This is a genomic window from Ensifer sp. ENS10 (assembly GCF_014852025.1).
Taxonomy (GTDB): Bacteria; Pseudomonadota; Alphaproteobacteria; order Rhizobiales; family Rhizobiaceae; genus Ensifer.
Map to the genome: position 1 here is coordinate 38,721 of NZ_JACVAS010000009.1, position 12,062 is coordinate 50,782.

Annotated in this window: 11 protein-coding genes; 6 read left to right on the forward strand and 5 right to left on the reverse strand. The window is 60.5% G+C overall.

Features of this window, described 5'->3' with window-relative positions; translation table 11 throughout:
* Positions 1-264: 264 nt before the first annotated feature.
* On the forward strand, positions 265-510 hold the full coding sequence (locus IB265_RS26335; protein ID WP_210334594.1) for an AIR synthase-related protein: 246 nt from the start codon (positions 265-267) through the stop codon (positions 508-510).
* A gap of 36 nt (positions 511-546) precedes the next feature.
* On the opposite strand, the gene IB265_RS26340 is transcribed toward IB265_RS26335, so the two are convergent.
* Positions 547-1,920 carry an enoyl-acyl carrier protein reductase FabMG gene (locus IB265_RS26340; protein WP_192495312.1) on the reverse strand — a complete coding sequence of 458 codons (1,374 nt, stop codon included), beginning with the start codon at positions 1,918-1,920 and terminating at the stop codon, positions 547-549.
* 486 nt (positions 1,921-2,406) lie between these two features.
* Entirely contained in the window at positions 2,407-3,000 is a 594-nt protein-coding gene (locus tag IB265_RS26345) for a GNAT family N-acetyltransferase (protein ID WP_058327242.1), read from the reverse strand.
* 220 nt (positions 3,001-3,220) lie between these two features.
* On the opposite strand from IB265_RS26345, the gene IB265_RS26350 reads away from it, so the two are divergent.
* From IB265_RS26350 to IB265_RS26370, 5 genes are all read left to right on the forward strand, one after another.
* The gene (locus IB265_RS26350; RefSeq protein WP_113511258.1) at positions 3,221-5,296 is read left to right on the forward strand and encodes a carboxy terminal-processing peptidase; all 2,076 of its coding nucleotides are present in this window, start codon (positions 3,221-3,223) and stop codon (positions 5,294-5,296) included.
* A 364-nt stretch (positions 5,297-5,660) separates the two neighbouring features.
* Entirely contained in the window at positions 5,661-6,647 is a 987-nt protein-coding gene (locus IB265_RS26355) for a sulfate ABC transporter substrate-binding protein (protein ID WP_112994879.1), read from the forward strand.
* An 84-nt stretch (positions 6,648-6,731) separates the two neighbouring features.
* Positions 6,732-7,553, forward strand: coding sequence for a sulfate ABC transporter permease subunit CysT (cysT, locus tag IB265_RS26360; RefSeq protein WP_112994878.1), 822 nt, complete (start codon positions 6,732-6,734; stop codon positions 7,551-7,553).
* Between the two features lie 2 nt (positions 7,554-7,555).
* A complete protein-coding gene (gene cysW, locus IB265_RS26365; protein ID WP_058327199.1) occupies positions 7,556-8,434 on the forward strand; it encodes a sulfate ABC transporter permease subunit CysW in 879 nt (292 codons plus the stop codon).
* A complete protein-coding gene (locus tag IB265_RS26370; protein WP_058327198.1) occupies positions 8,431-9,450 on the forward strand; it encodes a sulfate/molybdate ABC transporter ATP-binding protein in 1,020 nt (339 codons plus the stop codon). Before cysW ends, IB265_RS26370 begins: the two co-directional genes overlap by 4 nt.
* A gap of 191 nt (positions 9,451-9,641) precedes the next feature.
* On the opposite strand, the gene msrA is transcribed toward IB265_RS26370, so the two are convergent.
* The 3 genes from msrA to IB265_RS26385 all read right to left on the reverse strand — a co-directional run bounded on the left by msrA (position 9,642) and on the right by IB265_RS26385 (position 12,050).
* The gene (msrA, locus tag IB265_RS26375) at positions 9,642-10,148 is read right to left on the reverse strand and encodes a peptide-methionine (S)-S-oxide reductase MsrA (RefSeq protein ID WP_058327197.1); all 507 of its coding nucleotides are present in this window, start codon (positions 10,146-10,148) and stop codon (positions 9,642-9,644) included.
* Positions 10,149-10,372: 224 nt separating this feature from the next.
* Positions 10,373-10,570, reverse strand: coding sequence for a hypothetical protein (locus tag IB265_RS26380; RefSeq protein WP_245296090.1), 198 nt, complete (start codon positions 10,568-10,570; stop codon positions 10,373-10,375).
* A 253-nt stretch (positions 10,571-10,823) separates the two neighbouring features.
* Positions 10,824-12,050 carry an alanine racemase gene (locus tag IB265_RS26385; protein WP_112994877.1) on the reverse strand — a complete coding sequence of 409 codons (1,227 nt, stop codon included), beginning with the start codon at positions 12,048-12,050 and terminating at the stop codon, positions 10,824-10,826.
* Between the last annotated feature and the right edge of the window lie 12 nt (positions 12,051-12,062).

Below are 12,062 nucleotides of genomic sequence, written 5' to 3' on the forward strand. Positions count from 1 at the left end.
ACACGGCACGTTTGCGCCCGCGGCATTAAAGCCCCCAAACGTTCTGCTCGTTTGGTAACGGTCTTCCCCCAGGCTTAAGGTTGAATTGCGCGCGGTCGTGGAGGTTTGAAAGCGCTGATACGCTCCCGCCGTCGCAACTTCGCTCAAGGGATTGCTACCGATTTGTTACCCTACTCGGTAGCACCATGAAGAACGGCGAGATACGCACGAGTACAAAATCGAGCGCTACGCCTCGCAATTTGGCATTTCTTGGGACGCCCACAATTGCTGGCGATAGAACTTGAAGTCCGGCCGTCCCACCGAAAACGATTCCTCTCCTCAGCGCTCGAACAGGTCGCGGCGATGGGGATTTATGCGCTGTTATCCGACCTGCAGACAAGCGGCGGTCTGCTCGTCGCCTGTTCGCGATCGTCCGCGCCTGAAGTGCTTGACGTCTTCAGCAAGCATGGGTTCGACGCGGCCGTAATCGGAGAGGCCGCGACGGGGAATGTGGCGTTGGTGGTCGCGTAGTACGCGTTGTCGACCGCGCCTGCGGGCGGGCCGCTTTCAGGCCACTTCGAGCTGAGAGTCTTGCGCCCCTTCCGCGACCGAGGGCGATTCCCATTGCATGTGGGAAGCGTTGAGCCGGCGCGCGACGATGTCGTGGTTGAGCCATTGGACGGGACCGGACGGTTCCGACGACGCGCCGAAGATAAGCTGGCCCGTCGCCTCGACCACAAGAGCACTCAGGTGGTCGCTGATCATGACCTTGCCGTCGCGATGCATCTGTGTGATCTCGTTGGACGTGCCGATCGTCAGATCGGACTGTGCTTGACTGTTCGCCATGGGCCACGCCGAGAAGTCGTAAAATGGACGCATGACTTCATTGGCCTGCATGTCGGTAATTTTCTGGAACACATCCTTCATCGTGAAGCCGTCTGCCAGAAGCTGCTGGCAGGCCTGCCACTGGTGCTCCGCCCAATGGCCGCCGTTCTCTTTCTTCAACGCAAGCAGTAGCGGTATCAGTGGGAGCTCGATGCCAGTGAAGACGTCGGACGAATTGGTCCGGATTTCGGGGCAGTTATAGACGGTCGCCTTGACACCCGCGGTCCAGGCATCCTGCGCGATGCCTTCGAGCCGCATCTTGGCGTAGCCTTGCGTGTAGTTAGTGTAGGTCTGCCAACGGTAGCTGCCGTCGATCAGGACGGCCGTTCCATGGTAGCCATAGGCCGTATAGCGGACTTGACCGCCCGATGCCTCGATGCGCTCGCGGATCGCCGTGCTGAAGTCGATGAGATGTCGGAAGGTGATTGCGGAGACTTCGTCGAAATTCTGCAGGATGAGCTTGCCCATATCGCTGTCGAGCAGGGCTTGCGACGACATGTGGCGGGCACCACGGCCCTTGTAGATTCGGTTGGCAATGACCAGGAAGACCTTCGCCTTCGGGATGCCTCCGGCCATTGTATGGGCGAAAAAGACGTTGCGGCCGCCGGCGATCATTCCGTCGAGAACGGCCATAACCTGCTTGAGCGCATTCGTGAACCGCGCGGTGGCGATGTCCCGGCACTGCTTAATGTAGTCCCAGTCGAGCTTGTCGTCTTGCCAGCTCTCTAGCGTCATGTCCGCGAGAAGATCGGTCGGGGTTGGGCCACCGGCCGGAGCGTCGAGATCGAAGCCCGCCATCAGAGGGATGTTGATGATCTTACCGCCCAGCCGCTCTTCGGCGGCGCAGAGTTCCTCGGCGTCCAGAGGCCGCAGCGCGTTGTTCTCATCGCGCCTTCCGACCGTGATCCCCACGATTTCCATACCAGCCCGCCGGGCTTCGTCGAGCAAGCCAGTCGCGTATCCGCGACCGAACAACTCGCCGAAGAGGACGAAAACATCTCCTTTGCGAAAGACGCTGTTTTCGGCAAGACGGTTCAATGCGATCGGGTTTTCCATACTGTCAGCTCTTTGGTCCGTTGGTCGTCGAGGGGTGACTCAGACGAACTTTGAGCGTCACATGACCACACTTGCCCGGAATAGGAAGTCATTTTAAGTGACGGTTCATTTCAAAACGTGAAGTCGCGCAAGGAAAGCGAGCGCCTTAGCGCAGCAATTCTGGCGTTTTGGGTGGGTGCTTTCCTGTCTCATGACCTCAACGCCGAATGTTCCAAGCCCGAGGGCAGGAGCGGCCGCTGCTCGATAACCCCCGAACGCATCCCGGGATTGTCCACCGTTTTGGGGGTGATTCGTCGTCGGTTGTCGTGCGCCACGGACCGTCCCCATGGCAGACAGACATACAGACATTCGAACCGATTGCACGTTAGACGAAGAAGATTGGCTGAGCCGACAGCAGCACAGGCATTCGGCGGTGAGGACGCGTGGCGGCCACGATCATGATCGGGCGAGTGCGCACGATTGAGGGCTCGAGAGATTGCGGGCTCATCAGCCATCCGATGCACGAAGCGGTTTCATCAGAAGCACCCAGTTTTCCGTATCGCCCTTCCAGCCTTCCCTGACACAGGCGAGCGTTGCCACTTGCGCGTAGCCGCTGCGCTCGTACAGGCGTCTGGCACCGACATTGTTGTCGGCAACGATGACGCTCATCCGACGGAGCGCCTGATCCCGCGCTATCTCTTCTGCCAGACCGAGCAGGCGTGAGCCAAGCCCTTGCCCGCGGTACTCGGGATAGCAGGCCAGTACATTGACATACCAGCTGTCGAGTGCCTTGTTTTCCAGTTCTTGCAGCGGCCGGAACAGGGCAGGGAAATCATCGGCAATTGGCTCGGGCTCCGATCCAATCGGGTAACCAGTCAGGCTTGCTACGGCGCCATCTCCGAAGTCCACGACTACAACCTGGCCTTCGCGCACCCTTTGCATTTGTCGGGCGCGACCCACGTCCCATGGATCCTGCCCGTCCTTTGCAAGCCCCTCCCAGATGTACAGGGGCAAACCCTCGCCCGCAAAGTTGACGAGATCGGCCAACGCCTTCGCATCTGCCTCGCTTGCAACTCGTAGCGGTGGTTCGAGCCGGATCATCTGGATCCTCCGGAAAGCTTTTGAGCGGACGCTCATCATATGAGGTTTTTCTGATGACGTGGAGGGCATTCTGACGGCGGCGGGGTCGACCTCGCCGTCGATTGAACGGTCTTTCGGTCGCAAGAACTGCCGAGCATGAGCCACCCGGTTGCCAAAAAACCATAATTGCTTCACCTAGATTGGCATAGACACTCGGCATTAAGAATTGGATCAACGCTGAATGCGCATATCATACGTCTTCCTTGGTGCATTTCTTGCATTCGTACAGTCCGCCTATGCTGAGGTCGCCCCACCGCCTGTTCTGGAGCCGCTGAAGCAACAGGCACAAGCTGCGCAGTTGAGTGCAAAATTTCTCACGCGTTTCAGCTACAAGCCGGTTCAACTCGACGACGCCTTGTCGGCCAGGATCATGGATCGGTTCATCGAATCACTCGATCCGGATCGCGTGCTTTTCCTGCAGGCGGACATCGACAGTTTCATGTCTGATCGCAGTGAGATCGACGATGCCATCAAACAGAAGGATTTGAAGATCCCGTTCGAGATCTTCAACGTATACGGGAAGCGCGTTGTCGACCGCATGAACTACGCGCGCGACTTGCTTAAACAGGACTTCGATTTCAGCACGCAGGAAAACTATCCCGTACTGCGCGACAAGGCGCCCTGGCCACAATCGGAAGCCGAGAGCAACGACCTTTGGCGCAAGCGCGTAAAAAGCGACTGGTTGCGTTTGAAGCTGGGCGGCAAGACCGACGCAGCCATTCGCGAAACGCTCACCAAGCGATATACAAACGCTCTCGATCGCGCCTACAAGTACAAAAGCGATGACGTTTTCCAGTCGTTCATGAACGCCTACACGACGTCGGTCGACCCGCACACGGATTACTTCGGCGCGAGCGCTTCGGCCGATTTCAACATCGCCATGAAGCTTTCGCTGGTTGGTATCGGTGCGGTGCTGCAGGAGCGCGACGACTACACGACGATTCGTGAACTCGTGCCCGGCGGGCCGGCGCAGCTGTCCGGCAAGCTTGCGGTCGGAGACCGCATTACCGGTGTTGGTCAGGGCAAGGGCGGTGCGATAAAAGAAGTGGTTGGCACCCGCCTGGATGAAGTCGTGCAATTGATACGCGGGAAGAAGGGCTCCGTCGTGCGCTTGGACATCCTGCCAGCAGATGCCGGGGCGGATGCCACGCATCGCGTCGTCACCCTGGTGCGCGATAAGATCAGCCTTGAAAAGCAGGCTGCGCAGAAGACCGTACTCACTGTGAAAGTGGGCGACGCCGAGCGTAAGATCGGCGTGATTACACTGCCGGCATTCTACGAGGATTTTGAAGCCCGGCGCAAAGGCGACAAGGACTACCGTAGCGCGAGCCGCGACGTGCGAAAACTTCTCGACGAACTCAAGCGGGAAAAAGTCGACAGCGTTCTTATCGACGTGCGCAACAATGGCGGCGGCTCACTGGACGAGGCGATCGATTTGACCGGCCTGTTCATCGGCAATGGTCCGGTCGTCCAGCAGCGCGGCAGCGACGGCAAGGTTGACGTAAGAAGCGCTGATTTTCCAGCGCCCGTGTGGACAGGCGCCGTGGGCGTTTTGGTCAATCGCGGCTCGGCGTCGGCTTCGGAGATTTTTGCCGCGGCAATCCAGGATTACGGTCGAGGCGTGATCATTGGCGAACCCAGTTTCGGCAAGGGCACAGTTCAAGCCGTCGTCAATCTTGACGAGATGGTTCGCAACAGCAAGCCCGAATTCGGTGAGCTGAAAGTGACGATCGCCCAGTTTTTTCGGATCGATGGCGGCACGACGCAGCTGCGCGGCGTGACCCCTGATATCAGCCTGCCGGGACTTTCCGACCCGACCAGCTTTGGCGAGACCAGCTATGACAATGCCTTGCCGTGGGCGCAGATCAAGCCCGCGAAGTATGCGCCCGCCGACACTGTGATGAGGTTGCTGCCGAAACTGCAGAGCCGCCATGATGTGCGGGTTGAGAGCGATCCGGACTTCCAGCGCCTGCTGAAAGACATTGCGGAAGTGAAAGCGCAGCGCGAGAAGGGGGAGATCTCCCTCAATGAAGCCGAACGCCGCAAAGAACAGACCGACCGGGAAAAACGACGGAAGTCCCGCGCGCTAGCAGGTGATGGCGACGACACTGGCGGAGATGATGGCCTCAATGCAAACGAGCGGAGCCTGAGTGCCGACATTGCCATTGAGAATGCCCGCAAGAATGCAAAGGACGTCCTGCTGAACGAGGCCGCCGCCATTCTTGCCGACGAGGCCGTTTGCAGGAAGGCGTGCTGACGGCGACCGCAGGGCGATAGGGAAGCACGGACGGGGACTAATCAGACCCCGTCCCGCGTCCAAGTGCGCGCTGCGTCCGACCATGTCTTCGTTCTCTGCAACTGCAAATTGTGGTTTGGTTCAGATACGTTCTCGAGCGCAAAGCTGACGGGCCCGCCGCTGGCGTTATCGCCGACGGGGCAGGTGCTTTGCGCTGTGATTGCGTCCGGGCAGACCAATTGAAGACCTGCGGGCAAAAAACTCCGCGAACTGTGGCGGAAACTAGACGGAATTTCTAAGGCGTTGCGCAACCAAAGTGCTCGGTCCCTCGCGCTATTGCACGCCCACCGGTAGGTTCTCGGGGAAGTCAACACCGGAGAATTGCATGAAACGCCTCCTCATTCTTGGCGCCGCCCTTGCCGCGCATTTCGTGACTCCCGCGCTGGCTGAGGAGCCCACAAAACTCCTCAACGCTTCCTACGACGTCTCGCGCGAGCTCTTCGTTGTTGAGAACGAGGCGTTCATCAAGCAGCATCCGGGCGTGACGATCGACCAGGCGCACGCGGGCACCTCCAAGCAGGCGCGCTCGATCCTCGAAGGCCTTGAGGCCGACGTCGTAACCTTCAACCAGACCACCGATATCGAGTTCCTGGCCAAGAACGGTTTCGTCGCCAAGGATTGGGCGAAGGCTTTCCCGAACAATGCCTCACCGTTCTATTCCTTCCCCTCGTTCCTGGTGCGGACCGGCAATCCCAAGAACATCAAGGATTGGGCCGATCTCGCGCGTGACGATGTTCACGCGGTCTTCCCCAATCCGAAAACGTCCGGCAACGCCCGCTACACCTATCTTGCCGCTTACGCCTGGGCCAAGGAGGCCTATGAGGGCGACGAGGCAAAGATCGCGGCCTATATCACCAAAATCTTCGACAATGTTCCCGTATTCGATACGGGCGGTCGTGCCTCCACGACAACTTTTGTCGAACGCGAAACCGGTGATGTTCTGATCACCTTCGAGGCCGAGACCCGCAGCATCGTCAGGCAGTATGGTGCCGACAAGGTCGAGAGCGTCATTCCGTCCGTCAGCCTGCTTGCGGAGTTTCCGGTTGCCGTCGTCGACAAGGTCGCCGAAAAACACGGCACGGAAGCCCTTGCCAAAACCTATCTCGATTTTCTCTACACCGAGGAAGGCCAGCGCATCGCCGCTGAGTTCGGCCACCGCGTGCGCAACGACAAGGTCGCTGGCGAATTCAAGGATAAGTTCCCGGCAATCCGCCTCGTCAACGTCGACGACGTCTTTGGCGGCTGGAGCAAGATCCAGAGCGAGCACTTCGCATCTGGCGGGGTTTTGGACACGCTCTACGGCAGCCGCTAATCGTCAAGCGGCTCTCGCCTTCAGCCAGCCCGGCAGACGATCCGTTTGCCGGGTTTCACCATGACATGACAAGGAAATGACCGCTTGAGACGCAATGTCTTGCCCGGATTACGCCTGTCGCTGGGTGTGACGCTGCTCTATGTGAGCTTGATCGTCGTCCTGCCGCTGGCAGCACTCGTGTTCAAGGCGGCGAGCCTTGGCCCTGCTGACTACTGGCAGATTGTCTCGTCGTCGCGGGCTCTCGCGAGCTATCGCGTCACCGTGCTCGCTGCACTTGCTGCGACCTTCTTCAATCTCTTTTTCGGCCTGGCGCTTGCCTGGGTCCTGGTGCGCTATCGTTTTCCGGGGAAACGCATCGTCGACGCCATGGTCGATCTGCCGTTTGCACTGCCCACGGCGGTCGCCGGTATTTCGCTGACGGCTCTCTTCACGACTAACGGCGTGTTCGGCTCCATCCTCGGCGATTTCGGCATCAAGGTCGCCTATACCCCACTCGGCATCATGATTGCCATGTGCTTCACTTCGCTGCCTTTCATCGTGCGCACGGTGCAGCCGGTCCTGGAGGATCTCGACCCGTCGCTGGAAGAGGCCGCTCAATCGCTCGGGGGCTCGGATTGGGCGATCTTCCGCAAGGTCATCCTGCCGCTCCTCACGCCGGCTCTTCTCGCAGGTGTGTCGCTCTCCTTCGCCCGGAGCCTTGGCGAATTCGGCGCGATCATCTTCATTGCCGGCAACCAGCCGATGTCGACCGAAATTACCGCTCTGCTGATCTTCATTCGGCTGGAAGAGTACGATTATCAGGCCGCCGCCGCGATCGCGTCCGTCCTATTGCTTGCGGCTTTCCTCATGCTCGGCTTCACCAATTGGCTGCAAGCGCGAGCGCTGCGTTACACGGCAAGGGGCTGACCATGGGAACGATGAGAACCGGACGTACCCCGCCGCGGGTCGGCGACGGACCATTCTTCCGTCGCATATTGATCGGCATTGTCCTTATCCTCGGTGCCTTCCTCATTCTCGCCCCGCTGCTGATCATCGGCGTCGAAGCCTTTGCCAAGGGATGGCAGGTTTATCGCGACACGATCCTTCATCCCGACACCCGGCATGCGATCATGTTGACAGTGCTTACCGCCCTCGTCGCGGTGCCAGTCAACACCGCCTTCGGCATTGCCGCGGCATGGGCCGTCACCAAATTCGACTTCCGCGGCAAAGCCTTCCTGCTGGTTGTCATCGAGATCCCGTTCTCGGTCTCGCCGATTGTAGCCGGCGTCGCCTACCTCTTCGTCTACGGCCTGCAGGGCCTTTTCGGGCCGACGCTCGATGCCTATGGCATCAAGATCCTGTTCGCCATCCCCGGCATCATTCTCGCCTCGATGTTCGTCACGGCGCCGTTCGTGGCGCGTGAACTCATCCCGCTCATGCAGTCCCAGGGCAGGGACCTCGAAGAGGCGGCGACCTCGCTCGGGGCATCCGGCTGGCGTACCTTCTTCTCGGTCACGCTGCCGAACATCAAATGGGCGCTGCTCTATGGTGTCGTCCTTTGCAATGCGCGCGTAATGGGCGAGTTCGGCGCGGTTTCGGTCGTGTCGGGCAATATCCGTGGTCAAACCAACACGCTGCCGCTCCATATCGAGTTGCTTTACCACGACTACCAGGCCGCAGGCGCCTTCGCGTCGGCGTCCATTCTGGCGCTCATCGCAGTCTTCACCATTATCGCCAAAGTGGCGCTGGAGCGCCGTGGGGCGGGCCGCGTCCGTCCGGCAGTCAATCCTGCGGAGAAAACAGCATGAAGATCCGCCTTGACCACGTCGTCAAGACTTTCCAAACCTTCCGCGCCGTCAAGGACGTCTCCCTGGAGGTTCAAAGCGGCGAGCTTGTTGCGTTGCTCGGTCCGTCCGGTTCCGGCAAGACGACGATCCTGCGGATGGTCGCGGGCCTCGAATTCGCCGATGGCGGCCACATCTATTTCGGCGATCAGGATGCGACCGACATACCGGTGCGCGACCGCGGCGTCGGCTTCGTGTTCCAGCACTATGCACTTTTCCCGCACATGACCGTGGCTGAGAACATTGCCTTCGGCATGGACGTGTCGAAGGTCAAGCGCGAGAAGGCAGTGATCCAGGCGCGGGTGACGGAACTCTTGCGGCTGGTGCGCCTCGAAGGGCTGGGCGACCGGTTTCCGGCGCAAATCTCCGGAGGGCAGCGCCAGCGCGTTGCGCTTGCCCGCGCCCTGGCGGTCGATCCGAAAGTGCTCCTGCTCGATGAACCTTTCGGTGCCCTGGATGCGAACGTCCGTCGAGAGCTACGCCGCTGGCTGCGCGAGATCCATACGACGCTCGGCATCACGACGCTGTTCGTCACCCACGATCAGGAAGAGGCACTCGACCTAGCCGATCGCGTCGTGATCCTGAAGGATGGCCACATCGTTCAACAGGGAACACCCGAAGCCGTCTGCCGCGACCCCAAGTCGGCATTTGTCATGAAGTTCCTGGGCGATGCCAACATGCTCTCTGCCGAAGTGCGCGACGGCAGGGCCTATGCCGACGGCGCGGTGATCGAGGCGGCGGGGTTGGCAGATGGCAAGGCTGAACTCTACGCCCGTCCGGGTGATCTCGACTGGGTGCCGCAGGGGGGCGGCATCGCAGCCACGATCAGCCGGGTCATGGACAGGCCTAGCGGTCGCCGCGTGATTGCGACCACCCGCAGCGGCGTGCATCTGGAACTCGACCTGGAGGCGGAGCGGACCGTGAAATCCGGCGAAAATGGTTTTGTGACGCTGCGCCGTGCGAAGGTCTTTCCCGTCTAGGCGGTTGAAGCCGACCATCGCCGCTGTCCTATCGACTGCCCTCGTTGTCGGCAATTTCCCGAATAGGAATCAAGGTTCTCCGCCTTGAGCGAAACGCTACCTGTAAGCTCAACGCGCGAGACTGTTCCCGGCCAAGAGCCCATCCTACGCGGTTGGGCCCAAGTTCTTTCCAGCATCCCCACGTAGAGCGATCATTCCGCCGCCGACCGCTGGGGCAGAACCCAGTTCGCGCGCGGGAAATGGCAGGTGTAGCCGTTGGGATAGCGCTCCAAGTAGTCCTGGTGTTCCGGCTCGGCCTCCCAGAAATCTCCCACGGGCTCCACTTCGGTCACGACCTTGCCTGGCCACAGGCCTGATGCTTCCACGTCCGCGATGGTATCTTCGGCAATTCGCTTCTGCTCGTCATCGACGTAATAGATTGCCGACCGATAGGACATGCCAATGTCATTGCCCTGGCGGTTCTTCGTGGTCGGGTCATGGATCTGGAAGAAGACCTCCAGAATTCGCCTGTAGCTGATCCTCTCCGGATCGAAGAGGATTTCGATGCCCTCGGCATGGGTGCCGTGATTGCGGTAGGTTGCATTGGGCACGTCGCCACCGGTGTAACCCACGCGCGTATCGGTGACGCCGGGAAGCCTGCGGATCAGGTCTTGCATCCCCCAGAAACAGCCACCGGCCAGAACAGCTCTCTTGGTCATCCAGAATTCCTCCGGTTGATAAATACGCCTTGGTCTCATCTCCACTCACGGGGAATGAACCGCCGGCGACGGAACTGTAATATAGGAACTCGTTTTGATCAGATCAGGTGGCCTTCGGGGCGAATTCCGAGCTGAGGCGCTGGAAGTTGGGACAGACTATTTCCGGGTCGCTTAAAAGCGTTAAGCGTCGGGCACGGTGCCTCCGGGGCTGTCGCGGCCGAATGCTACAACGCTCCCGGCTTGAGCGGCTCTGCGAGCCGCGTCAGCAGCGTTACTACTTCGGCCTGCAGGTCCAGGCAGATTTGCTGATGTTCGGATACCTGCTTCTCGCGGCGCGGAAGTTCCCGCAACAGATTGTCGAGGGTCATCGACTCGCGCGCATAGGCCTCGTAAAGGTCGTAGAGCTGTTGGTTCTTTGTCATGCGCAGGAGTTCGCGATGCCGTGGAAGCACCAGCGCAAGGCGAGCCCGGCCGAGTTGCACCAAACCCATATCGTCTTTTACCCTCTGCTCTAACCTGTGATCTGTACGATCCAGGTTCTCTCGTGCGGTCCAGCGTCCGAAAGCACGGGTGGAACGAGAAACGCTGCAAGACGAGGACGGTTCCCGGCGATGTGCAGCCGGGGCCGGAGTGCGAGGGAGAGAGAGTTGAGATTGGTAAAGCCGGTGACGCTCGTCAGGTCTGGCCGCTGCGGGCATCCACGGGGAGGCTGAGCGCGGTACCATCGACGCGACGTAGGATGAAACTGTCAAAGTTCGCGATCGAGGCGCAGGAGTGGTTGGGGAACACACGCACGCGACTGCCGAGCGGCAGGGGACGTCCCGAGAAGGGAACGAAACCATGCTCTTCGGACAGTCGTTCGAGTGTCCACATACCGGTTTCGCCGTCGCCTTCGGCGCTGACGACAGTGCCGAAGCCTGCACCACCCATGCCATGCGCGCCGCGATCGGAGCTCATGGACTTCGAGCCGGCGTCAATGACGAAGTGAGTGTCGTTGGAGGCAACGACGCGGGCGACCACGCAAAGCGCGAGGTCGTCGGCAGAGCAGATACCAAGCCGGAGCGCGGTGCCGTCCAGAAAGACGTAATTGCCGGGCCGGATACAGTCGACCTCCTGGGGCAGCGGCGCGCCCTGGCAAGTCGGCGTCGCGCCGACGGAAATGCAGTCGACCGCGATTCCGCGCTCGCGAAGCCGGTCGGCGAGACTGACGAGGTCTGTCGCCTCATCGCGGGCGATTTTGGCTAAGGCGTGCGGTTGGGAAGCCGCGTAGGCATGTCCTGCGTGCGAAAGCAGGCCGGCAAAACGCAGGCCGTCGGTGGCGGCGATCCTTGCGCACAAATCGAGCGCTGCAGGACCATTGGGTTTGAGGCCGACGCGACCGAGGCCAACGTCGACCTTGAGGAACACGCCGATCTCGACGCCGTGTCGGTTGGCGGCTTCCGACAGCGCATCGACACCCGTTTCGCTCGCCGCAATCGTACGCAGCTCGACGCCCCGTGCCTTTACCACAGGCAGCAGGCGATCGAGTGACGCGGCGCGGACGATGGGATAGGCGAGGATGATCGACGGGATCCCGGCTTCGGCGAAGATCAGTGCCTCGCTGGGCTTGGATGCGGTGATGCCGCGCGCGCCTGCCTCGAGCTGCTGTCGTGCGATGTAGAGGCTCTTGTGCGTCTTCACATGCGGAAACATCGTGACGCCGGCCGCGTCGGCGCGCTGCTGCATGCCCTTGATGTTGCGCGTAAGCCGTCTCTCGTCGACTTCGATATAGGGCGTCGGTTGCTCGGCAGCCGTTGGACGCAGGAAGCCCTCGGCCTTCACCTCGTTTGCGCCGTTGTCGATGTCTGCCGACGCCATGCCGGCCGCGCTCGCAGCCGATTGCGTCACTTCGGAAGTGCTCATGTTGGGTTACTC

Bases quoted from the DNA above. Each gene is read 5' to 3' on its own strand.
- IB265_RS26340 (WP_192495312.1), bottom strand. From the start codon at position 1,920: ATGGAAAACCCGATCGCATTGAACCGTCTTGCCGAAAACAGCGTCTTT.
- IB265_RS26345 (WP_058327242.1), bottom strand. From the start codon at position 3,000: ATGATCCGGCTCGAACCACCGCTACGAGTTGCAAGCGAGGCAGATGCG.
- IB265_RS26350 (WP_113511258.1), top strand. From the start codon at position 3,221: ATGCGCATATCATACGTCTTCCTTGGTGCATTTCTTGCATTCGTACAG.
- IB265_RS26355 (WP_112994879.1), top strand. From the start codon at position 5,661: ATGAAACGCCTCCTCATTCTTGGCGCCGCCCTTGCCGCGCATTTCGTG.
- cysW (WP_058327199.1), top strand. From the start codon at position 7,556: ATGGGAACGATGAGAACCGGACGTACCCCGCCGCGGGTCGGCGACGGA.
- IB265_RS26370 (WP_058327198.1), top strand. From the start codon at position 8,431: ATGAAGATCCGCCTTGACCACGTCGTCAAGACTTTCCAAACCTTCCGC.
- msrA (WP_058327197.1), bottom strand. From the start codon at position 10,148: ATGACCAAGAGAGCTGTTCTGGCCGGTGGCTGTTTCTGGGGGATGCAA.
- IB265_RS26380 (WP_245296090.1), bottom strand. From the start codon at position 10,570: ATGACAAAGAACCAACAGCTCTACGACCTTTACGAGGCCTATGCGCGC.
- IB265_RS26385 (WP_112994877.1), bottom strand. From the start codon at position 12,050: ATGAGCACTTCCGAAGTGACGCAATCGGCTGCGAGCGCGGCCGGCATG.